The sequence below is a fragment of the Priestia sp. J2 genome, from assembly GCF_020790095.1.
Lineage (GTDB): Bacteria > Bacillota > Bacilli > Bacillales > Bacillaceae_H > Priestia > Priestia zanthoxyli.
This window is the reverse complement of record NZ_CP086208.1, coordinates 1261079-1282569: the sequence shown is the minus strand read 5'-3', so window position 1 is coordinate 1282569 and position 21491 is coordinate 1261079. Positions and strand designations below refer to the sequence as shown.

Genomic DNA, 21491 nt, shown 5'->3' with positions numbered 1-21491 from the left:
ATTCATTTTGATATAGGGAGGTGCTTTCATTGAGATCTATAGAGCTGTACACACAACCAGCTTGCCCACCTTGCGAAATTGTTAAACAGTTTTTACAGCATCACCACGTTTCCTATAAAGAATTTGACGTATCTAAAGATGCTTCTGCTCGAAAACGAATGACTACTGAGTTAGAGTCTTATTCCACTCCGACTATTCGTGTTGATCAGGAAATTATCAGAGGGTTTGACCTTCAAGCGCTTGAGAAGCTTCTGAACATTGGGTAACAGAAACACTCAAAATAAGCTTTTCTCGGCTATTTTGAGTGTTTCTTACTATATATAAGCTTTTGCACCTTCCATTTCCCCTGTTTTTTTACTAAAGTGATCATTTCATAATGATCTTGGTATTTTACTCGTTCATTATGCACGGCCGGAAAAAATTGATAGACATAAGCTTTGTTTTGGTCGGAATGAAGAGCTACCTTCGTCTGTTCATCGAAAGAAAAGAAAGGGATGTAGTGTGTTAAATATTCAGGTCCCTCTCCGACATACCCTTGAGCTTTTTGTAAGAGAGCCTCATTAAAAAATACGGATGCATACTCATCATCTAAAAATAATTTCAGCTCACGAGCAGCATCTTGATTAGCATGGGCAGACGCAGCTCTTAGCTGAGCCTGATAAGCGTCCTGCAAATTTATAAAGATTTCATGCCTAATCTCTCCTGACACTTCTGCATGAACAGATTTTCCTGAGTACAAGGTCATCATCAAAAAGACAAGTAAGCATATTTTCTTCAAATTAACTCAGCTCCTTCGCTTCTTTTTTATTAGAATTCCGAAATTTCCCCTGCCTATGCATATCTCTATAACCGACTGTCGTTCCCCTCTAAAAAAACATAAAAAACCGGCAACCGCTTTTGCTGATTGCCGGTTTAACTTCAACTTATATATTCTCTACAAAACGTCTCTTTCATATAAAAAAGAATATGAAATATCAAGGAATATATAGTGCATATTATCAATCGGATACGAAAAAGTCCGGATATTCTCACCTGTTTCAATATCATTATACAAATCTGATAATATGCCTTTTTTTTCATAGCTCATTCGAATAATATTCTCAAGAAAATATGGGCGCCAGCTCCAATTTTTCTTTACATATTCAGGCTCAAGAATCCAATCCTCGTTTTTCTTTACATAGTTAGAAGACTTTTGAAATCCATTTTCATCGCAGATGTAAAGGCGAAAACACACGTTGGATAGTTCTTCTGCAATAACAGGCAGCATATCGTCATACGTTTCTAGCTTTCTGCACTTTGTCATTACCTGCTGCATTTTATCTTGAAAGCGTTCCGTCAGCTGGTAAACAGCAAGCAGCTTTTTCTTTTCATGAGCGATATACATTTCGAAACGTTCCTTTAGTTTATCCTTTAAGATGTTCGGATCGACAAGTTCAGCAGCCGGCTTATGTAAATAATAACCTTGAAAATATCTGCCTCCGTTTCTCCATGCATACTGCAGCTGATAGGAGGCTTCTATATCTTCATATAGAAGCGTAGCACCCATTTTTCTTGCTAAAAGAGATAAAGAATACAATACGTCTTGATACGACTGCGCCATGTCCGTTTGTCTTAGAATATGTAAATCTACTTTTAAGATATCTGGTGACAGCAACCCAATTCTGTCTAGATTACTACTTTCTTTTCCTATATTATCAATTGCAATCTTAATACCATATGTTTGATAATACTTTAGTAAGTGTTGAAGCGATTCCAAATCTCCACTAAAATTGTGTTCTGTAATTTCGAGAACAATTCGATCAAGCGATAATCCTTTATTTTCGAAAAGTTGCAATAATTCTAGCAAGGATTCTCCATGATCGTTCATTAATAAATTAGGGTTCTGATTAATAAAAATTAAAAATTGTTCTTCCTGGGTCAACATATGCTCGAGCGCTTGTGTTAAAACAGCATAATCAACTTCTATGCGATATTCATCCGGAATCGCATCATCATGAAAGAATGGGCCGAGACTTTCAATTTCCCCTTCATTTTGAAACCTCGCCAACACTTCATAGCCAATTACTCTATGTCCATCTGCACTAAAAATTGCTTGATAATACGGAAGAGTTTTCTCTATGTTTGTTAATACATCTAACGGGTCCACTCAACTCTCCCCTCTCCTTGTTCACTTTACGTTAGTATAATACGAATAGCATAATTTTGCTAGTCCTTCTAGGTTTGCTTTGTACTTTTTAGTGCGTATCCAACCTTAAAAAGGATGCTGATTTAGCCACTGTCCCCCGTCCATTGTGATGCATTCCCCATTGATATAAGATGCTTCATCGGAGAATAAGAAACTAGCTAATCCTGCTATTTCCTCAGGAGTTCCAAGGCGTCCTAATGGCACAGAATTCAATGTACGCGCTTTCATTTTTTCTGACTCAAATAACTTATCGGCTCCTCCTGTTCGCTCGATCGGCCCCGGCGCAATCGCATTCACCCGTATACCGTATTTCTTTCCCCACTCTACTGCGAGCGTGCGCGTCATGGTTAAAACTCCTGACTTGGCACAAGCTGAATGAATAACACCTGCTCCTGCGTTCCACGCATATGTAGCCACAATGTTTGTAATGGCTCCTTTTGTACCTTTATCGATCCAATATTTCCCTACTGCGGAACTGCAATAAAATGTACCATTTAATACAATATTAATTACGCTGTTCCATCCGTTAACGGATAAGTCTTCAGCTGCACATATAAAATTTCCTGCAGCATTATTAACTAAAAAATCAATTTGTCCAAATGCCTTGTCTGTTTCTTGAACCATTCGTTCCACATCTTCTGGATTGCGTACATCCATCACCACGGAAAGTACCTGTCCATCAAACGTTTTAATTTCTTTTTCTGTCTCTTGTAATCGATCGGCTGACCTACCTGTGATTACCACATGAGCACCTTGTTCTGCAAATCGCTTCGCCATATGTTTTCCCATTCCACTTGAACCGCCAGTAACAATTACGACCTTGTTCTTCAATTTATCTTCCTCCCCAAAACATAAGTGTTTTACAACTATTATTTTACTATTTTTTCTGAATAAAGTGAAACTTTTATCTATTTAACTTAAAAGCAGACTTCTCGTTGTGATGATAAAAAAAACAATGCTATAATGAAAACTTGAAAACTATAAGGAATAGGTTGATTTTGCATGAAAAAGACGTATACAAGACGATCTTTTTTGAAAGGACTAGCGTCTATTTCGTTAGGGTCTTTGCTCACCACGTCTTTTGGGTATACATATGCCAAATATATTGAGCCTAGACGTCTGCAAATTGTTCGTCATACAATTACTTCTAAAAACATTCCGAAAAGCTTTAACGGAATAAAAATTTTACAATTTAGTGATATTCACCTTGGACTCTCTTATGATTTATTACAACTAGAACAGCTTATGGTAACCATAAATAATTTGAAGCCTACTATTATATTATTTACTGGAGATTTAATGGATGTACCTAATGAATACCCGCATCCAGAAAGAATTCCCCCGATTTTACAGAGGCTTCAGGCTCCTCTTGGAAAATATGCTATATATGGTAATCATGATCATGGAGGATATGGAACAAATATCTACAAACAAGCCATTGAAGACGCAGGATTTAGACTTCTAGTAAATGAAGTTGACACAGTGTCCATGCCCGATAAAAGCTACATTCATATTTGTGGACTCGATGATATTATGCTTGGGAATCCACAATATGAGGGAACGCTAGGACAATTACAGCCGGATATCTTTTCTATTGCTATGATTCATGAACCTGACGTTGCTGTCAAAGCAGCTCCTTTTCCAGTGGATCTTCAGCTCTCCGGCCATAGTCATGGAGGCCAAATTCAAATTCCTTTTTACGGTCCTTTGATTACACCGCCCTTTGGGACGGTTTACCCTGAAGGAATGTACGAAGTTGGAGATTCTAAAATGAAGCTTTATGTGAATAGAGGCTTAGGAACCACGCGCATTCCTTTTCGTTTTTTAGCTACGCCTGAAATTACGCTTTTCACCTTGCAATCAACATAAAAACGCCCTTACAGGGCGTTTTTATGTTGATTGTCTTTTTTTAGCTGATCGTGACCGCCTAATTCTAGTCTTAAAGAAATAAACCAGGCTCAAAAGCTTCCGTTCAGCCATACACTACAAAGACAACTGACAAGGAGGTTAAATTATGTACTATCAATATCCCTATACAGGATATCGTAATATTCCAAATGGTGACGAGCGCTTTTTTGGATTTCCTTTTGTTGCTGGCTTAGCTGGTGGGCTGCTTGGCGGACTAGCTGTTGGCGGTTTTGGAGGCAGACCTGGGTGCTGTCCACCACCTTATCCTTATCCAGTTCCGTTTTACGGCGGTGGATTTCCTGGAGGAGGCTACCCTGGTGCCGGTTATGGAGGCGGTGCTCCTGTTTATAACACATACTACGGACCTGGATACGGTCCTGGTGGTCCCATTCCTAGATAATAACATGACTAAAAAGCCGAGCACTCGGCTTTTTTTATGTTATTCTTGATCGTCGCAAAGAGCATATTGACAAAAGATCTCTTGGCTATTAATAGAGAGCTCATGTTCTTTTTTTATGACGTAATGATAATTCCCTTCTTGATCTTGTTCTCGTGCTTTTACATTATCAGCAAGCATAACTTCAAGCCACTTCCACACTTTTTTTTTCAAATGTGTATCCAAGATAGGAAATAAAATTTCTACTCGTTTCACCATATTTCTTGTCATCATATCTGCAGATGAAAAGAAAAACTTTTCCTGTTTATTATGATGAAAATAATAAATTCGGCTATGTTCTAAAAATCGTCCGACAATGCTTCTTACTCTGATATTCTCGCTAACGCCTTGAATTTGAGGGCGCAAGCAGCACGCTCCTCTAACAATGAGTTCGATTGTCACACCCGCTATAGAAGCTTCATATAGCTTCATAATTAAAATTTTATCCGTCAATGAGTTCATTTTCCCAATGATTCTTCCATTGCCATACCGTCTGTGATACTGGATTTCCTGATCAATGAGATGCAAAAAATCGTTTCTTATATCAAATGGTGCAACGGATAAATGATGATATACTGGTTTTTGCGTATAGCCACTTAAGTAATTAAAAAAATTGGCCGCATCTATCCCGATGTTTTGGTTGACAGTAAAAAGACTTATATCCGTATAGATCTTTGCCGTCGCATCGTTGTAATTCCCAGTACCAAGATGAACAAATCGCTTAATATGCTCTCCTTCTCTTCTCACCACGAGCGTAATTTTACCATGCGTTTTTAAATGCGTCATTCCATATATCACGTGGCATCCTGCCCGCTCTAGCTCTTTAGCCCATTGCACATTATTCTCTTCATCAAACCTTGCTTTTAGTTCAACTAGTACCGTCACTTGTTTACCTTTTGCAGCCGCTCGTTTTAATGCTTTAATAACGGGAGAATCTCCGCTTACCCTATATAACGTTTGCTTAATAGCAAGCACATTTTCATCGTCTGCTGCACAGTTAACAAAGTCAAGCACCGGCTTAAACGATTCATAAGGATGGTGAAGCAAAATGTCTCTTTGAATCATTTGATCGAAAACATTTTGATCCGGGTGTAACTGTGTTGTAACCTTAGGAATAAAGGCTTTTTCAGCGAGCTCTTCATGGGTAGATTTAAGTAATCTATAAAACGAAAACAAACTGGTTAAATCCAACTGTTCTTTGATCTCATACACATCTTCATCGTCAATTTCAAGGACTGACTTTAAATACGCTAGTACACCCTGATCGTATGGACTCTTAATCTCAAGCCGAACAGCCGCTCCCCATTTTCGTTTCTGCAACTCTTCTTCAATCTCTTTTAATAAATCTTGAGCGTCTTCTTCGTGAATAGTCATATCTGCGTTGCGGGTAATTCGAAATTGAGAAACGGAAGAAACGCAGTATCCCTTAAACAACTTTTTAATAAAATAGGCAATCACATCCTCTAGCAATACAAATAGACGGGTAGAATCTGACGTAGCTATTTCAATATAGCGCGTTAGCATCGAAGGTACTTGAACGATGGCTAGTCTTCCTTTTATCTCGGCAATTTGCTGCTCATCATTTAACTTTTCTGAAAGGACAACTGCTAAGTTCAAGCTTTTATTCATCAACATAGGAAACGGCCGGTATGTATCAATAGCCATAGGAGTTAATACGGGAAAGATTTGCTCGTCAAAATACTGTTCAAGCTTATCTAGATTTGATTTCTCCAGCTTTTCAACCGAAATGATTTCCACACCGTATTTCTGTAATTCGGGAAGAAGTGTGTGAATATACGTATCATACCGCTGCTTGACAAGCTCGTGGTTTTGTTTGGAGATAGAGAATAGCTGCTGTGTAGGAGTAAAGCCTGCTTTGTTTTCGGGTTTGTTAAATCCAGCCTTCACCTGATCTTTTAACCCCGCTACCCGAATCATAAAAAACTCATCCAGATTCGAACTGAAAATCCCTAGAAATTTAAATCGCTCAAGCAAAGGGTTTTTCGTATCTACAGCTTCTTCCAGCACCCGCTTGTTAAAGGCCAGCCAGCTCAATTCACGATTATTGTAATAAGCTGAATCAGCCACTTGTATGGTTTGCTTATAAGTGCGATTACTTTCTAACATTAGCCTCACCTTCCAGGATAATGAATTTAATCTAGTTAGCTATACTGAATATTCTAACCGATCCAGCGTTATTCTAAAGCTTAGTAAATTCAAGAACAATATTTTTTTTCACTACTTTTTCTAGATGCTTTTTCTGTTTTTCAGCCTGATATTGTTCAGGAAGAAAGGTTTTTGTACATAATAGTTTAATCGTCACTGTGTTTTCATCGCTTTTCACATCAATATGTTGAACAACATTTCGCTTTGTTGCATGTAAGCCATCAGCTATTTTTAAAAGTGCACCGAGCAGCTGGACTTTTTTTTGTTCGTCTTTTGTTAACCACTTTTTAAAAGGAGCAACATATTGCCTAAAAGAAGACTTCCCTTTATATGAAGAAACAAGTGCCAGCTTTAAACGTTCTCTATGTGAAATTCCATCTATTGTACGATTAGCAAGCACATAAAACGTATGCTGGCTGCTTGATTCCGCATCAATATACTTTCCTATATCATACACTTGCGCAGCTTTTATAAGAAGCGCTAAGTCATCCTCTTTTAACTCAACCGGTCCCTGCTCCCTAAGATGCTGAAACATCATACTAGCTGTGCGCGTAAGCTGTTTGACGTAATCTTTACTTACTTCAAACTCTTCCATTATTTCTTGAAAACTTTGCTGTATGACATCGAGGTACATTGGCTGGATATTAGCATCAGATGCTTCTTTAAATAACACCCCTTCTCTCAAGCCTTTGCGGCTTAGGATGAAGCGAGTCGCGTTCACTGTTTCATATAATGATTGAAATACTTCAATCGCTGGCAAAATTGTATCCGCACGATCGTTTGACAAGCGGTCTAGCTTTTGAAGATTGTGATAAGACAACGAGCCTATAGCAGATTTCACATGCAATATATCAGCTAAATTCATATCATATTGATGCAGCCCCGCGAGAGGATAGTGGATAAAACCTTGATGCAGTTGCACCATACTTCTTGCACTTCCTCCAATTGCTACAATCGGCACATGACGATTTAAAAGCCAAGGGACAGCATGGAAATGCCGGATCACGAAATCCCGGATTTTCGCTTTTTCTTCTGCAGTGGGAATATTGCCTTTGACGAACTGCAGACGTAGAGATAAGGCACCGAATGGAAAGCTGTGGTACTGCACTAACTCTCGATTGCGAAAATATGTAACTTCCGTACTTCCCCCGCCAATGTCAATTGTAATGGCTTCTTCGATCGAAGTGGAATGAATAACTGCAACAAAGCCGTAATACGCTTCTTCATATTCAGACAATAGTTGAATAGAAAAGCCCGTTTCTTTTTTTACAAGGGCTAGAACTTCTTTTGCATTAGTCGCTTGACGGATGGTAGCTGTGGCCACACAGGTAACGCACAGCAGCTGATAATGCTTGGTAATAACTCCAAACGTTTTAAGCGTATCAAGCAAGGTATGTATTCCTTTAGCCGTTAACACTCCTTCTTTATCTAAATAATTTCGAATCCGTGCAGCTACTTTCACGTTTTCAATTTGCTTAAACCCTCTGCCTTTTTTGTATTCATAAATAACAAGGCGTATCGTATTTGAACCTATATCAATCAGTCCATGCTTATAAGTCAATGTAATTTCAACACCTTTTTCAAAATAACTTTAAAAAGTCACTTTTACTTTTTTCAATCGTATACTGTTACAGCATAGTCATATATCAAAGGAGCGAAGTTAATGAGATATATAGTAAAGCGCGGTGAAACCTGGCAAAGCGTTTCAGGTGACTACCGGATTCCGGTTGAAGACCTGTGGATGGCTAATCCTTTTGTAAGCCATCATGCGCTGAAGCCTGGGCAAGTAATCATCATTCCAAACCTCCCCGATAAAGAGCTCATTCCTTACACGATCCACGTGTTTATTGCTGAAAAACAGCTTGAATTACGAAGAAATAATATCATACAAAAAGTCTATCCCATTGCAGCAGGAAAAATGCTGAGCGCAACCCCTACTGGAGACTTTGTTATCGTTAACCGGGAACCAAACCCCGGGGGGCCTTTTGGTACAATGTGGCTAAGCTTGTCTAAAAAGTCATATGGCATTCACGGAACAAATAATCCAAGTTCTATTGGAAAAGCCGTATCCAAAGGATGCATTCGCATGTATAATGCCCAAGTAAATGAGCTAGCTCAAATTGTGCCAAATGGTACTGGTGTTTATATTCGACCCTCTCGACGAATGGGTCAATAGTTCGAGATTTACTAATCAATGATTGTTTAACTGTGCGAGCAGCATTTTTTTTAAATAGAAAGTATGGCGTGCTGTTCCACTTTACTTGTATAAGGAAGCGTAACAAAACAAACCCTATACATAGGAAATTTCATTAATTACCAAAATACTTCTTCGTGTAATTATTTTCAAATGGGACAAGACACGCTATAATGAACGTATCAGCTTTCACCTTATAGGTTGAACAGCTGATATGATAGAAAGGGAGTGAACGTATGTCTCAAGCAAATGGACAAGGCTCTTTGACCCCGTCTGTATCTGAGATTGCACAAGCTATTTTCACTGTAAATCGTCACGCAAAAGCTGCTCCTGATCCTAAGCAGTTATATACGTTAAAGAAAATTGCATTAGATCAACTAATTTTAGAAGGAAAAGCAAAAAAAGAAGGACTTCACTTTTCGCCAAACCCTGGTAAAAGTCAACAAAAATCAGATGTACTTGTATCAGTTGGAGACTACTTTTTCCATATGCCTCCAAAGAAAGAAGACTTCAAAGAGTTATCACACCTCGGCCATTTAAACCATCAGTATCGAAATCCCAAAACGACTATGTCATTATCTTATGCGAAGCGCTTATTATCTAAATATACGGGTCATCTCGTACAGCCGGCTAAAAGCCCTGTTTCGACTCCAAGAAAACGGCAAGCACCTGTGTTTAAACCGCTGGGTAAAAGTTATTTTTAAAAAAAGTGCCTGAAGTGGAGCAATCTGCTTTCAGGCACTTTTTTGTCTTCCTACAAAATATAGAGATCAATCAACTCAACAAGCTCTCCGATTTCAGGCTTACTTACTTGTCCTTCCGCTCCTACCATTTTTCCCTTGTGACGTAAATCTTCTGTGATAAGAGAAGAGAAAATAATAACTGGAAGGATAGAAAGCTGAGGATTTTCTTTCACTTTTTTAGTTAAATGATGTCCATCCATTTGCGGCATTTCTATATCTGTAATAAGCAGCTGGACTTGATCACTGATTTCCACTCCTTCATCGATCACCGAGCTTAGATAGTTCCATGCTTCCTCACCGTTCTCGAAAAATTCCGTGTTCTCATAACCTGCTTGTGCAAGAGTATCTTCAATCATTCGGCGCAGCAGCGGCGAGTCTTCAGCCACGACAATCTTTTTATTAGAACGTTCTCTAGCCCCTAGCTTTTTTATTTTCGACTGATTAATACCGGCATCAGGGTTCACATCAGAAATCAACTTTTCGAAGTCTAACAGCAGAAGCATTTGCCCGTTTAATTTTACCACTCCAGTAATCTGCGTTTCCAAACCTTGATACAAATCTGAAGGCTTCTCAATTTCTTTCCAAGAAATACGGTGAATTTGCGTTACTGCGTGTGTGTGAAAGACTATTTTTTGCTGATTGAACTCTGTGACGATTAACTTATCTTTTTCCGGCGTATTTGAAGGTTCCATTTTTAACGCTTTTGCTATGTCAACGACAGGAAGAACTTCTCCTCTTAGCTCTATAATACCTTCTATGTAAGAATGCGCATTTGGAACAGGTGTAAGAGATACGGGATTAATAATCTCTCTAACTTTTACTACATTGATGCCAAATAAAACATTTCCTATCTCAAATTCGACAATTTCCAGTTCGTTTGTACCACTTTCTAACAGTATTCCTTTATCTTGATTCATATCACTTACTCCTCTCATCTCACCCGCTTATCTAATAGTTCATATTTCCTATTATAGTGACCGCCTCTTATATCCGTAAAGAAAAATTTTCTTATTTTATTATCCTTTTTCCCTAAAACATATACATAAAATATTGTTTTACGAATTAACAGAATATTATATACTATATAAAAACATGAGCGTTGATCCCTTTCGTCTTATCCTCTGCTCAGTTTTTTACTTGCTCTACTTTACTTCTCTATACTAGCTTATGAACTTGAGTCAAACGACCACTCCTATTCAAATGAGGTGTAATTTATGAACAGAGGATTACAAAAAGAAGAAACAAAAAAACGCATTCAAAAAGCAGCTATCTCTTTATTCCAACAGCAGGGATATCAAAAAACGACTGTGTCTCAAATTACGCATGAAGCGGGTGTAGCAAAGGGAACATTTTTTAATTACTTCAAAACAAAAGAAGAAGTTCTTCACTACCTTGGAATTAATTTCACAAACCGTATCTCCTATAAATTAGAACAGCTCCTTCAAACCGAAGAATCAACTGCTGCCATTGTTAAACAACTGTTTTTATTACTAGCACAATCAAACGAAGAAGCGAACCCTCACCTAATCCGTTCTTGGTTTCATATTGCTATTACCAACAGTTCCTTTCAACAATCTGAAATTCTTCAAATTGAAAAAATGCGCGCTCATTTTACAAAAGTTTTTCAAACAGGACAAGACCGAGGTGAACTTATAGTCGATATCCCTGCCGAAGAAATGGCTTCTATTGCTATACTTAATTTTTTTGGCACCCTTCTCTACTGGTGTACTAACCAACCCGACTCTGCTACCCTTCAAGAAAGAATAGACAAGTCGGTTACTCTTCTATTTAGAGGGTTTCTTATTCATTCCTAAAAGCCTGTTCACAAATTTTTAACAAGAAATCGAAGATAGCTGTGGACTCTACAGCCAAAACGGTTTATACTACACAAAGTGAATGAATAATCTTAAAAGAAGGTGTTCGTAATATGAAAGGCTCCGTCATTCTTTTTAATGACGATAATGAAATGACCATTATTGAAAACGTAGAAGAAGCTGTATATCAAGATATTAAAGAACAAGAAGGCTCTGATCACTGCGTTGTCACATTGGACGATCATGAAGTTGATTTTGGCTACGTTTCCCCCGTTTATTGGCGTGAAGGCCAAATACACACTGACTAATATACAAGACCTGCATATATATGCAGGTCTTTTTATGCACTTATTTTTTTGAATCTAGAATTGAACGTGAAGCAAGGAACCTCTGATTTCCTAACACATACCTTAGCACATTCGCAGTTAAAAACAGGGTTAACAACTATATAGAAAGGGTACATTTCAAGTAATAGAAGCTGCGTTTTATTTTAAAAAAGGAGGTTTATGTTATGAGTTCTTATCGAAAAAATATGAATCACTATCCTCACTCATCTCAGTACACACCTTACCAACACTATTACGCAAAAGAAGCTGATCGTATTTTAACGGCTATGAGTACAAACTTTAATAAACAGCATTTGAAATCTCTTATCGACGATGCGTTAGATAACAGAGATGAAGAACAATTTTATGAACTAACAACTGCTTATAATAAGCTATATAACACCTAACTTAAAACCACTATTTGCAAAATGCGCAAATAGTGGTTTTTTACCTATTTTCATTGTGATAAAATGAGTTGAAAATACGCGGAAGGATTTGAAACCATGGAGCACTTAATCAATAAACGTGTCAAAGAAATTGAACTATCAGGAATACGTACATTTTATAATATGGTCTCACAATACCAAGATGTTTTATCCCTCACAATTGGACAACCTGACTTCTTAACACCACAGCATGTAAAAGAAGCGGCAAAATCTGCAATTGATGGTAACCAAACTTCTTATACCCACAATGCTGGAACAATCGAACTGCGCGAGGCAGCAGCTCAATTTGTCAAAGAAAAATATGACTTGCACTATAACCCAGCGGATGAAGTGATTGTGACCATTGGAGCTAGTCAAGCAATTGATATTGCTCTTCGCACCATTTTAGAAGAAGATTCCGAAGTTATCTTGCCTGGACCTGTTTATCCAGGATACGAACCGCTTATCCGGTTAAACGGCGCTAAACCTGTACATATTGATACAACCGAAACAGGATTTCGACTAACTGCGGATTTAATCGAACAACATTTGACCTCTAAAACAAGATGCGTCATCTTACCTTATCCGTCTAATCCTACAGGCGTGACGTTGTCACAGCAAGAATTAGAAGAAATTTCCGCTCTTTTAAGCGATAAAAATATTTTTGTACTATCTGATGAAATATACAGCGAGCTCGTTTTTGATAAAAAACATCAGTCCATTGCCTCCATTTCATCTATGAGAGAGAAAACAATTGTTATTAACGGAGTATCAAAGTCTCACTCCATGACGGGCTGGCGAATTGGTCTTTTATTTGCTCCTTCTTATTTAGCCAAACATATTTTAAAAGTTCATCAATACAACGTGAGCTGTGCTTCTTCTGTCTCTCAAGCAGCTGCACTCGAGGCACTGACAGCAGGTAAAAACGATGCGGTGGATATGAAAAAAGAATACGAACAAAGACTGAATTATGTGTATAACCGACTAGTAAACATGGGATTTGACGTAGAAAAGCCGACTGGTGCTTTTTATATCTTCCCTTCTATCCAGAACTTCCACAGTAATTCATTTGATTTTGCCCTGGAGTTAGTCAAAGAAGCGGGTGTTGCACTAGTACCCGGCAGCGCTTTTTCTTCCCAAGGTGAAGGATATGTACGCCTGTCGTATGCGTATTCCATGAACACGCTGCGTGAAGCCTGTGATCGAATTGAAGCTTATCTTACATCTCGTCAATCACGTTAAACCGGTGGTAAGAAGTGTATGCATTTTTTTGTGAGTGATAGCACATAAGAGCGGGTATACTAGAAGCATATAAATTGACTTCAATAGTGTATCATTATAAAATGTGCATCGATTCACTAAAGAAATACATACTTTTAACGGAGGTTTTTATTATGACAAAAGATTTTTTTGATGTGGTAAATGAACGTACATCGATTCGAGAATATGACTCTTCAGCTAAATTAAGCAAAGAAGAATTAACGGAACTTTTAGAAGCAACAGTGAAGTCACCATCAGCTTGGAACTTACAGCACTGGCATTTCGTTGTTATTACAGACCAAGATGCGAAAGAACGTCTACTTCCAATTGCTTACAACCAAAAACAAATTACAGAAGCAGGCGCTGTAGTAGCTGTGTTAGGTGATTTAGAAGCCAATAAAAATGTAGATGACGTGTACAACCCACTAGTCGAAGCAGGTCACATGACAGAAGACGTAAAAAACATTTTGTCAGGACAAATTAATGGCGCTTATAAAAACGGTGCTTTTGCCCGCGATGCCGCGTTTACAAATGCTTCGCTTGCATCTATGACATTCATGCTTGCAGCAAAAGCAAAAGGATATGACACATGTTCAATGGGCGGATTTAACGCACAAAAATTTGTAGAAGAGTTTAAAATTGAGGATCGATACATTCCAGTTATGCTTATTTCAGTTGGAAAAGCAGCTAAAGAAGCACATGCTAGCGATCGTTTACCATTAGATCAAGTTACAACTTGGATTTAACAAAAAACCCTGCAGCTGCAGGGTTTTTCTATGTAACTAAATGGATTTCACCATGCCTCCGTCGATTAGAAATGACTGGCCTGTCATATATGAATTCGCTCCCGAGACAAAGAAAGCAACGGCTTTAGCAAACTCTTCAGGCTGACCGTAGCGCTTAAGAGGAATTTGGTCTCTCATCTCTTCTTCAATTTCTGAAACATCTACTCCCAATTTTTCAGCACGAATGGTATCTAGCTCTTTCACTCGGTCTGTTGCAATTCTTCCTGGCGCAACCGTGTTAATTAAGATACCGTCCTCTGCTAGTTCTGAAGCAAGTGTTTTCGTAAGTCCCACGATTCCTGTACGGAAGGTATTTGACAGAATAAGTCCAGCAATTGGCTCTTTAATGGAAGAAGAAGCAATATTGACAATACGTCCTCCGCTCTTTTTCATAAAGGGCACTACCTCACGAATAATACGAATATAGCTGAGGAGATTTGACTCAAATGCATGCTTCCAATCATCATCTGTTAACGAAAGGAAGTTCCCAGCTTTAGGACCTCCTGTATTATTAATTAAAATATCAATAGTTCCAAACGTATCTACTGTATATTGAATAACATCTTGAATGTCCTCTGTTTTTGTAACGTCTGCCGTTTTATGTAACACTTGTCCGCTTCCAAGGTATGAAATCTCTTCTGCTACTTGGGCTAGTTTCTCTTCTGAACGACTTGCAATCATAACGTTTGCGCCTTCTTCTGCGAGCCTAGCAGCAATCGCTTTGCCAAGCCCTTGGCTGGCTGCAAATACAAGCGCTGTTTTTCCTTTTAATTCAACATCCATTTCTTTCACCTCGTCTAATAGTTCGAATCTTTTTAACTTTATCACGTTCTCGTCAAATTCTTCAATAAATACGAAATAATTTCTTTTTTCCATATGGTATACTTAATTATCTGAAAATTATTTCTTAAAGGAGGCAAAAAAGCAGTGTATAAAAAGCAATGCTTTGTCTTTCATCAAAATAAGCCTGTAATATGTACGGTACGATCATATACATCGAATGATTTTGATGAGTTGATTCGGATTCAAGAAGAAAGTTTTCCCCCTCCTTTCCCTTCTGAATTATTATGGAGCAAAGATCAGTTAAATAACCATGTTTCCCTTTTTCCGGATGGAGCGCTATGCGTGGAGATAGACGGGACAATATGCGGATCTATCACAAGCGCGATTGTTTCAGTGGAAGGAAATGCGGCTCACACATGGGATGAAGTAACAGGAAGCGGATATATTCATACGCACGACTCTTCTGGTAATACGCTTTATGTAGTAGACGTGTGCGTCACTCCTTCGCATCGATCGATGGGGCTTGGCAAGCTTCTTTTGCAGTCTTTATATGACGTAGTGATTCATTACAAGTTAGAAAGGCTGCTCGGCGGGTGCCGCATCCCTGGATACGCACCAGTGTCTTCCTTGTACACGCCCGTTGAATATATGAACCTTGTATCAGCCGGAACTCTCTACGACCCCGTTATGACCTTTTTGATGCGCTGTGGCAGAACGCCTATTGGCCTCGCAGCAAACTATATTGAAGATGAAGATTCACACAACTACGCCGTACTAATGGAATGGAAAAATCCATTTTATACGGCTATTCAAAAAGAGGCTGGGACAAAGGTATTTTAGCCCAAGTGAAAAACGAACCATTAATCAACATGTTTGATTAGTGGTTCGTTTTTTTGTGATGGTGAATATAGTTTTATCTGTTTCGTTCCTTCTAGCAGTTGATTGGGTTCATTTCGTTATGTCTCAACCTCTTTTTAGATTATTGAACTTCTTCAATGCTCCACTCTAGTTCTTTATGAGTGAGAACAAGATGCGCCTGCAATTTACTCATCTCTTTGTGCTCAAACCGATCGTTATACATTTCATTCATATCGTCAAAATCACCGATTGTATACAAAGGAATTTTAATATCTTTACGGGATTGAACCATATGTTCGAAATCAATAAACAAACCGTCATTCGTTAAAGTAAGAAGCGTATTTGCTAACACGAGCGGCAATATTGGATACTCTAACTTCTTCCTTCTAAATACAAATCTTTTTTGCTTAATTGCTGACATTTTTAACGGAATGATTCGGCTTAAAATATGCTTCATATCATATACATCTCGAAAATAGATTTTGTTATAAAATCCATCATCATGAGCTAAATAAACAAATTGATTACCGAGTTTATTATTAAATGGTGAATTGAGCGGTTTTTTTAAATGACCTAAATACAGCAGCGCTGCAATATCTTGAGGTTCTAACAAATCCAACGAAGATATATCCTCAAAATCAATCCAACAAAAGTCACCATAATTATAAACATCATCCTCTGCTAAAAGATGAATTTGTTCTTCTTCTACGTAGTCCATATGGGTTTGGTAGTGGTAATCACTGTCTTCAAAACCATGCTTTAACAATAATATATTTGCAAGCGGCGTAGGAAGGGAATGATAAAACTCTTTAAATTCAATTCCATATGTAATAAAGCATTTTTTATTTACATGGCCATTAATATAAACGATATCTCTTATTTCATCTGCTTTACTCAACCGTTCTAACCACCTTATTGATTGATTCTGTGATCGATATGTAACCGTTCTACTGATTTATATATTATACTTCTAAAATAAACAATGTGTAAATATATATTGTTGGCAATTTCTTTTGTATTCACTACCTCTTCTACTGATCATTTTATTTGATAGGAAAGAAAGGTATAGAGCCGATTGTGAATGTGGTAGAATGTGTGTATCTTATTAATTAGCATGTATGAACACGGAGGTATACAAAATGGATGTTCGCCATTTGCATTACTTAACAGAAGTGGCTAAACATAAAAATTTCACAAGAGCTTCTGAAGCGCTGCATATTTCTCAACCTTCTCTCAGTAAAATGGTTAAATCATTAGAAGAAGAGCTCGGCACCCCTTTGTTTGATCGCGCTGGCAAACAAGTTCAGCTTACCGATGCAGGAATAATCGTGTACGAGCAAGCTGAAAGCATTTTATCTTCTCTCCGAGATTTATCGGATTCCCTCTATGATTTAATGCATTTAAAAAGAGGAACCATCAAAATAGGTATTCCCCCTATTATTGGTACATTGTTTTTTCCTACTATCATTAAAGCATTTCGAGAGCAATACCCTGAGATTCATATTCAATTAGTGGAATATGGAGCTAAAAGAATGCAAAAATTTGTGGAACAAGGAGAAGTGGATGTGGGCGTAGTTTTACTTCCAGTTGATGAAAACATGTTTTTTACGACTCCTTTAGCTCGAGAAACACTGCAGCTTGTTGTGCATAAATCTCATCCGTTGGCTCAGCATTCTACGATTTCATTAAAAGAGTTAAAAGACGAAACGCTTATTTCCTTTCATGAAGACTTCACCATGCATGAAATGGTCTATAACGAATGTTTAAAAAATGGATTTACGCCTAATATTGCTTTTAAAAGCTCTCAGTGGGACTTCATTGGAGAGCTGGTAGCTGCTAATCTCGGCATTGCTCTTTTCCCTTATTCATTATGTGAAAAGCTGGATTTGGAGCATATGAAAGTAATTAATCTCGAGAATGCTATTCCATGGGAAATTGCTTTAATCGTTAAAAAAGATCGCTATATCTCTTATGCTACACAGGCTTTTATTGATTATATTAAAAGTACAGTTTAACAAAGCTGAGACAAAAGTAGTTTAATTAAAAATCCGAATGAGTTTGATTCTTGATGGAGAATCAAACTCGTTCGGATTTTTTTCATGGCGGTGTAACAAGTCATTCATACTAAATCATTTATCCTATTGGTTCGTTTTGAGATGGAATTGATTTAGGCATGTCTCCATCTCTTTTTTTGATTGCCTTTTATTAAATAATTACACCTTATATTTCACAAACTCTTTTTTGAAAAGGTTACCAACGCATTTGTAAAGAGATTTCTTTCAACTATAACTAAAAAGAATAGTTATCATAGTTATTATATATTTCATATTATAGTCGTTTTTTTGTAAGATAAGTATGTAGCATTCATTTACTTAAGTTGTATCCCCATTTGCAAAATCCAAATAGTTTCTCTTTTCCCATGATGGAGTCGTCTTTTCAGCATAGACGACTCCATTATTGTCTCAACAAACTAGGAATGAATGAATAAAAACATAAATAAAGGAGGCTAATCATGAAATTGATTATGGTGATTTTACAGATTTTATTACTAACGGCTCTGTTTTTAATAGGAGAAAGTATTTCACAGTGGTTTGACCTCCCAGTGCCAGGTAGTATCATCGGATTTTTCTTACTGTTTTTCTTACTGTACTTTAAAGTAATTAAATTAAGCTGGGTTGAACAAGGTGGAACACTGTTAGTGGGAGAACTATTATTATTTTTCATACCAGCCGTCGTTGGACTCATCAATTATGGAGATGTCTTGATGCATTTTGGAATCCAGATTGTGATTATTATCACAATCAGTACGATTATTGTGATGTCTGTAACGGGAATCATTGCAGAACATATTTCAAGAAGAAAGGAAGGTTCGCTAAAATGACATTACTCACATGGATTGCTCTTCCGCTTACACTGCTCGTCTATGTCGGCACAAAAGTGCTCTATAAAAAATATAAGTCTATGCTAGTTTCCCCTATTTTACTAGCCCCCATTCTTTTAATTGGCATCTTATTAGTAACGAATGGCTCTTATAATCATTATAAGCAAGGTGCCAGTGCTATTAGCTTTATGCTTGGACCAGCAACCGTTGCTTTTGCTGTTCCTATGTTTAAGTATTTTGATTTACTCAAAAAACATCGTGTTGAAATCAGCTTAAGCGTAGGGCTCGGCACGTTTGCTGCCATGATATCTTCCATGCTGTTAGCATTAGTGTTTCATTTACAATCAACGCTGGTTCATAGCTTGATTCCAAGATCGGTTACGATTCCTATTGCTGTTAATGTATCTCAGACGCTAGGAGGAGATCCGAATATTACCATTATGTTTGTGATTATAACCGGTGTAGTGGGATGTATGGTCGCTCCAAAACTCATTAAGCTCCTCGCACTGCACTCTTCTCTAGCAAGAGGTCTTCTTTTAGGCGTAGCTTCTCATGGGACAGGTACAGCAAGAGCTTTTGAATTTGGAAAAATTGAAGGTACTTTTTCTAGCCTTGGCATGATCGTAGCAGCACTTCTTACAATGCTGTTTGCGAATATGCTTCTGCCTACTATTTTCGCTTAAAAGATAAAAAGGTGTGATCATATATGATCACACCTTTTTATTATCCAATATGAAAAGTTGATTTTACGAACTCAATAACTTCTTCCGTAGAAGACATTGATAGAATTGTATCTAAATGAGGTTCGATATCAGCTTTTGATAATTGACGGATTTGAGAACGAGCTTTCAGAATAGATGTTGCACTCATTGAGAATTCATCTAAGCCTAAGCCTAAAAGAATTGGAATGGCAATCTCATCTCCTGCCATCTCTCCGCACATGCCTACCCACTTACCTTCTTTGTGAGCCGCTTTGATTACCATATTCACTAAGCGAAGAATCGCTGGGTTATACGGTTGGTATAAATAAGACACGCGCTCATTCATGCGGTCAGCAGCAAGCGTGTATTGAATTAAATCGTTTGTTCCGATAGAGAAGAAATCTACTTCTTTAGCAAATAAATCTGCTATTACCGCTGAAGAAGGAATCTCTACCATCATCCCGACTTCGATGTCTTCCGAAACTTGTACGCCTTCTTGTTGAAGTTTAGCTTTTTCTTCTAAAAGAATAGCTTTTGCTTGACGGAACTCATCAACAGTAGCGATCATAGGAAACATAATTTTCAGATTACCGTATACGCTTGCACGTAGAAGCGCACGAAGCTGTGTACGGAACATGTCTTGCATCTCTAGACATAAGCGAATGGCACGGAATCCTAAGAATGGGTTCATTTCTTTTGGTAGATTTAAATAAGGAAGCTCTTTGTCTCCACCAATATCAAGAGTACGAACAACCACTGGTTTGCCTTCCATACGTTCAAGAACTGTTTTATAAGAAGTAAACTGCTCTTCTTCCGTCGGAAGATCTTCGCGGCCCATATATAAGAATTCTGTACGATAAAGGCCAACGCCTTCGCCGCCGTTTTCTAATACGCCTTTTACATCTTCTGGTGTACCAATGTTAGCTGCAAGTTCAACGTGATGATCATCAGCTGAAACCGTTTTTTCATTTACAAGCTTAGCCCACTCAGCTTTTTGTTCTGCATACTCAGCGGCTTTTTTCTCGTAAGCTTTTACTGTTTCTTCGCTTGGATCAACGATAACTTCGCCATCTAAACCATCAACAATTACTAATACGCCGTTTTGAATGTCTTCCATAACTGTTTTTGTACCTACAACAGCTGGGATTTCCATTGAACGCGCCATAATTGCTGAGTGAGAAGTACGTCCGCCAATATCTGTTGTAAATCCTTTTACGAACTTACGATTTAACTGTGCTGTATCAGACGGCGTTAAATCTTCTGCGATAATGACAACTTCTTCTGAGATTAAGCTTGGATTTGAAACGTTTACACCTAAAAGATGAGCTAATACACGTTTTGTTACGTCACGGATATCAGCAGCACGTTCTTTCATATATTCATTGTCCATTGACTCAAACATATTAATAAACATTGCCGCTACTTCATCAAGTGCATGTTCAGCGTTTACATTTTCATTCGTAATTTTATCTTTAATTGGATTAATAAGTTCAGGATCGCTTAGAACTAATAAGTGAGCTTCAAAGATTTCTGCTTTGTCATCTCCAAGTTCTTTACGAGCGTGCTCTCTAATAATTTCAAGTTCTGATTTTGATTTTTCTAGCGCAGCTTCTAGACGTGCTACTTCTGCTTCAACTTCAGTTACTGATTTTTTTTCAACGGTTAATTCTGGATTTTCTAGACGAAATGCTTTAGCAATAGCAATGCCGCTAGAAGCGGCAATGCCTTGAATTTCCTTTGTCATTATTCGCCTAATCCTTCTTTGCTCATTGTATCTTCAAGAGCAGCAAGTGCATCTGCTTCGTCAGAACCTTCTGCAGAGATAGTGATTGTAGCGCCTTTTTGAATACCTAAAGACATAACGCCCATGATTGATTTTAAGTTTACAGTTTTACCGTTGAATTCTAAGTTGATGTCAGAATCAAATTTGCTTGCTGCTTGTACTAAAGTTGTTGCTGGACGTGCGTGAATTCCTGAGTCTGCTGTTACTGTAAATGTTTTTTGTGCCATGTTAAATCAATCTCCT

The 21491-nt window shown here is 37.9% G+C and carries 24 protein-coding genes; 14 read left to right on the top strand and 10 right to left on the bottom strand.

The window, feature by feature from the left end:
* The first annotated feature begins 29 nt into the window (after positions 1-29).
* Complete coding sequence (locus LJY09_RS06520) at positions 30-266, top strand: glutaredoxin domain-containing protein (protein ID WP_013056034.1); 237 nt, start codon at positions 30-32, stop codon at positions 264-266.
* A gap of 29 nt (positions 267-295) precedes the next feature.
* On the opposite strand, the gene LJY09_RS06515 is transcribed toward LJY09_RS06520, so the two are convergent.
* The 3 genes from LJY09_RS06515 to fadH form a co-directional block, all read right to left on the bottom strand.
* Positions 296-778, bottom strand: coding sequence for a DUF3993 domain-containing protein (locus LJY09_RS06515; protein ID WP_028414118.1), 483 nt, complete (start codon positions 776-778; stop codon positions 296-298).
* A 156-nt stretch (positions 779-934) separates the two neighbouring features.
* Positions 935-2146, bottom strand: coding sequence for an EAL domain-containing protein (locus LJY09_RS06510; RefSeq protein ID WP_013056032.1), 1212 nt, complete (start codon positions 2144-2146; stop codon positions 935-937).
* 105 nt (positions 2147-2251) lie between these two features.
* On the bottom strand, positions 2252-3016 hold the full coding sequence (gene fadH / locus LJY09_RS06505) for a 2,4-dienoyl-CoA reductase (RefSeq protein WP_028414119.1): 765 nt from the start codon (positions 3014-3016) through the stop codon (positions 2252-2254).
* Between the two features lie 171 nt (positions 3017-3187).
* Between fadH and LJY09_RS06500 the strand changes: the two genes are divergently transcribed.
* Positions 3188-4054, top strand: coding sequence for a metallophosphoesterase (locus LJY09_RS06500; RefSeq protein WP_013082275.1), 867 nt, complete (start codon positions 3188-3190; stop codon positions 4052-4054).
* A gap of 145 nt (positions 4055-4199) precedes the next feature.
* The gene (locus tag LJY09_RS06495) at positions 4200-4493 is read left to right on the top strand and encodes a hypothetical protein (protein ID WP_013056029.1); all 294 of its coding nucleotides are present in this window, start codon (positions 4200-4202) and stop codon (positions 4491-4493) included.
* A gap of 39 nt (positions 4494-4532) precedes the next feature.
* On the opposite strand, the gene LJY09_RS06490 is transcribed toward LJY09_RS06495, so the two are convergent.
* Together LJY09_RS06490 and LJY09_RS06485 are read right to left on the bottom strand one after the other, a co-directional pair.
* Positions 4533-6656 (bottom strand): RNA degradosome polyphosphate kinase, encoded by a 2124-nt coding sequence (locus tag LJY09_RS06490; RefSeq protein WP_028414120.1) that lies wholly within the window; start codon positions 6654-6656, stop codon positions 4533-4535.
* 73 nt (positions 6657-6729) lie between these two features.
* Positions 6730-8256, bottom strand: a complete 1527-nt coding sequence (locus tag LJY09_RS06485) for a Ppx/GppA family phosphatase (RefSeq protein WP_228307616.1) — start codon at positions 8254-8256, stop codon at positions 6730-6732.
* Positions 8257-8358: 102 nt separating this feature from the next.
* Here LJY09_RS06485 and LJY09_RS06480 point away from each other — a divergent pair, with 102 nt between their 5' ends.
* Both LJY09_RS06480 and LJY09_RS06475 read left to right on the top strand, forming a co-directional pair.
* A complete protein-coding gene (locus LJY09_RS06480) occupies positions 8359-8871 on the top strand; it encodes a L,D-transpeptidase family protein (RefSeq protein ID WP_098112877.1) in 513 nt (170 codons plus the stop codon).
* A gap of 254 nt (positions 8872-9125) precedes the next feature.
* Positions 9126-9593 carry a YkyB family protein gene (locus LJY09_RS06475; protein WP_013056025.1) on the top strand — a complete coding sequence of 156 codons (468 nt, stop codon included), beginning with the start codon at positions 9126-9128 and terminating at the stop codon, positions 9591-9593.
* Positions 9594-9643: 50 nt separating this feature from the next.
* On the opposite strand, the gene LJY09_RS06470 is transcribed toward LJY09_RS06475, so the two are convergent.
* Positions 9644-10549, bottom strand: a complete 906-nt coding sequence (locus LJY09_RS06470; protein WP_099000136.1) for a chemotaxis protein — start codon at positions 10547-10549, stop codon at positions 9644-9646.
* 297 nt (positions 10550-10846) lie between these two features.
* Between LJY09_RS06470 and LJY09_RS06465 the strand changes: the two genes are divergently transcribed.
* The 5 genes from LJY09_RS06465 to LJY09_RS06445 all read left to right on the top strand — a co-directional run bounded on the left by LJY09_RS06465 (position 10847) and on the right by LJY09_RS06445 (position 14203).
* Positions 10847-11446: a TetR/AcrR family transcriptional regulator gene (locus tag LJY09_RS06465; RefSeq protein WP_013082269.1), complete on the top strand. Its 600-nt coding sequence runs from the start codon at positions 10847-10849 to the stop codon at positions 11444-11446.
* A gap of 113 nt (positions 11447-11559) precedes the next feature.
* Entirely contained in the window at positions 11560-11754 is a 195-nt protein-coding gene (locus LJY09_RS06460; protein WP_013056022.1) for a hypothetical protein, read from the top strand.
* A gap of 203 nt (positions 11755-11957) precedes the next feature.
* Entirely contained in the window at positions 11958-12179 is a 222-nt protein-coding gene (locus LJY09_RS06455) for an IDEAL domain-containing protein (protein WP_028414125.1), read from the top strand.
* A gap of 96 nt (positions 12180-12275) precedes the next feature.
* Positions 12276-13439: an aminotransferase A gene (locus LJY09_RS06450; RefSeq protein ID WP_028414126.1), complete on the top strand. Its 1164-nt coding sequence runs from the start codon at positions 12276-12278 to the stop codon at positions 13437-13439.
* Between the two features lie 152 nt (positions 13440-13591).
* Positions 13592-14203 (top strand): nitroreductase family protein, encoded by a 612-nt coding sequence (locus LJY09_RS06445; RefSeq protein ID WP_014461024.1) that lies wholly within the window; start codon positions 13592-13594, stop codon positions 14201-14203.
* Positions 14204-14239: 36 nt separating this feature from the next.
* On the opposite strand, the gene LJY09_RS06440 is transcribed toward LJY09_RS06445, so the two are convergent.
* A complete protein-coding gene (locus tag LJY09_RS06440; protein WP_099000140.1) occupies positions 14240-15025 on the bottom strand; it encodes an SDR family oxidoreductase in 786 nt (261 codons plus the stop codon).
* Between the two features lie 144 nt (positions 15026-15169).
* Here LJY09_RS06440 and LJY09_RS06435 point away from each other — a divergent pair, with 144 nt between their 5' ends.
* On the top strand, positions 15170-15865 hold the full coding sequence (locus LJY09_RS06435; protein WP_155010287.1) for a GNAT family N-acetyltransferase: 696 nt from the start codon (positions 15170-15172) through the stop codon (positions 15863-15865).
* Between the two features lie 139 nt (positions 15866-16004).
* On the opposite strand, the gene LJY09_RS06430 is transcribed toward LJY09_RS06435, so the two are convergent.
* Positions 16005-16781 carry a hypothetical protein gene (locus LJY09_RS06430; protein WP_033578396.1) on the bottom strand — a complete coding sequence of 259 codons (777 nt, stop codon included), beginning with the start codon at positions 16779-16781 and terminating at the stop codon, positions 16005-16007.
* A gap of 241 nt (positions 16782-17022) precedes the next feature.
* Between LJY09_RS06430 and LJY09_RS06425 the strand changes: the two genes are divergently transcribed.
* From LJY09_RS06425 to LJY09_RS06415, 3 genes are all read left to right on the top strand, one after another.
* A complete protein-coding gene (locus LJY09_RS06425) occupies positions 17023-17898 on the top strand; it encodes a LysR family transcriptional regulator (RefSeq protein WP_014461028.1) in 876 nt (291 codons plus the stop codon).
* 497 nt (positions 17899-18395) lie between these two features.
* The gene (locus LJY09_RS06420; RefSeq protein WP_014461029.1) at positions 18396-18764 is read left to right on the top strand and encodes a CidA/LrgA family holin-like protein; all 369 of its coding nucleotides are present in this window, start codon (positions 18396-18398) and stop codon (positions 18762-18764) included.
* On the top strand, positions 18761-19447 hold the full coding sequence (locus LJY09_RS06415) for an LrgB family protein (RefSeq protein WP_155010288.1): 687 nt from the start codon (positions 18761-18763) through the stop codon (positions 19445-19447). Before LJY09_RS06420 ends, LJY09_RS06415 begins: the two co-directional genes overlap by 4 nt.
* A gap of 40 nt (positions 19448-19487) precedes the next feature.
* Here the strand turns inward: LJY09_RS06415 and ptsP are convergent, their stop codons facing one another.
* Together ptsP and LJY09_RS06405 are read right to left on the bottom strand one after the other, a co-directional pair.
* Positions 19488-21209 (bottom strand): phosphoenolpyruvate--protein phosphotransferase, encoded by a 1722-nt coding sequence (ptsP, locus tag LJY09_RS06410; RefSeq protein WP_013082261.1) that lies wholly within the window; start codon positions 21207-21209, stop codon positions 19488-19490.
* Positions 21209-21475, bottom strand: a complete 267-nt coding sequence (locus tag LJY09_RS06405; RefSeq protein WP_013056011.1) for a phosphocarrier protein HPr — start codon at positions 21473-21475, stop codon at positions 21209-21211. Before LJY09_RS06405 ends, ptsP begins: the two co-directional genes overlap by 1 nt.
* Between the last annotated feature and the right edge of the window lie 16 nt (positions 21476-21491).

Bases quoted from the DNA above. Each gene is read 5' to 3' on its own strand.
- LJY09_RS06500 (WP_013082275.1), top strand. From the start codon at position 3,188: ATGAAAAAGACGTATACAAGACGATCTTTTTTGAAAGGACTAGCGTCT.
- LJY09_RS06495 (WP_013056029.1), top strand. From the start codon at position 4,200: ATGTACTATCAATATCCCTATACAGGATATCGTAATATTCCAAATGGT.
- LJY09_RS06490 (WP_028414120.1), bottom strand. From the start codon at position 6,656: ATGTTAGAAAGTAATCGCACTTATAAGCAAACCATACAAGTGGCTGAT.
- LJY09_RS06480 (WP_098112877.1), top strand. From the start codon at position 8,359: ATGAGATATATAGTAAAGCGCGGTGAAACCTGGCAAAGCGTTTCAGGT.
- LJY09_RS06475 (WP_013056025.1), top strand. From the start codon at position 9,126: ATGTCTCAAGCAAATGGACAAGGCTCTTTGACCCCGTCTGTATCTGAG.
- LJY09_RS06470 (WP_099000136.1), bottom strand. From the start codon at position 10,549: ATGAATCAAGATAAAGGAATACTGTTAGAAAGTGGTACAAACGAACTG.
- LJY09_RS06465 (WP_013082269.1), top strand. From the start codon at position 10,847: ATGAACAGAGGATTACAAAAAGAAGAAACAAAAAAACGCATTCAAAAA.
- LJY09_RS06460 (WP_013056022.1), top strand. From the start codon at position 11,560: ATGAAAGGCTCCGTCATTCTTTTTAATGACGATAATGAAATGACCATT.
- LJY09_RS06455 (WP_028414125.1), top strand. From the start codon at position 11,958: ATGAGTTCTTATCGAAAAAATATGAATCACTATCCTCACTCATCTCAG.
- LJY09_RS06450 (WP_028414126.1), top strand. From the start codon at position 12,276: ATGGAGCACTTAATCAATAAACGTGTCAAAGAAATTGAACTATCAGGA.
- LJY09_RS06445 (WP_014461024.1), top strand. From the start codon at position 13,592: ATGACAAAAGATTTTTTTGATGTGGTAAATGAACGTACATCGATTCGA.
- LJY09_RS06440 (WP_099000140.1), bottom strand. From the start codon at position 15,025: ATGGATGTTGAATTAAAAGGAAAAACAGCGCTTGTATTTGCAGCCAGC.
- LJY09_RS06425 (WP_014461028.1), top strand. From the start codon at position 17,023: ATGGATGTTCGCCATTTGCATTACTTAACAGAAGTGGCTAAACATAAA.
- LJY09_RS06420 (WP_014461029.1), top strand. From the start codon at position 18,396: ATGAAATTGATTATGGTGATTTTACAGATTTTATTACTAACGGCTCTG.
- LJY09_RS06415 (WP_155010288.1), top strand. From the start codon at position 18,761: ATGACATTACTCACATGGATTGCTCTTCCGCTTACACTGCTCGTCTAT.
- ptsP (WP_013082261.1), bottom strand. From the start codon at position 21,209: ATGACAAAGGAAATTCAAGGCATTGCCGCTTCTAGCGGCATTGCTATT.
- LJY09_RS06405 (WP_013056011.1), bottom strand. From the start codon at position 21,475: ATGGCACAAAAAACATTTACAGTAACAGCAGACTCAGGAATTCACGCA.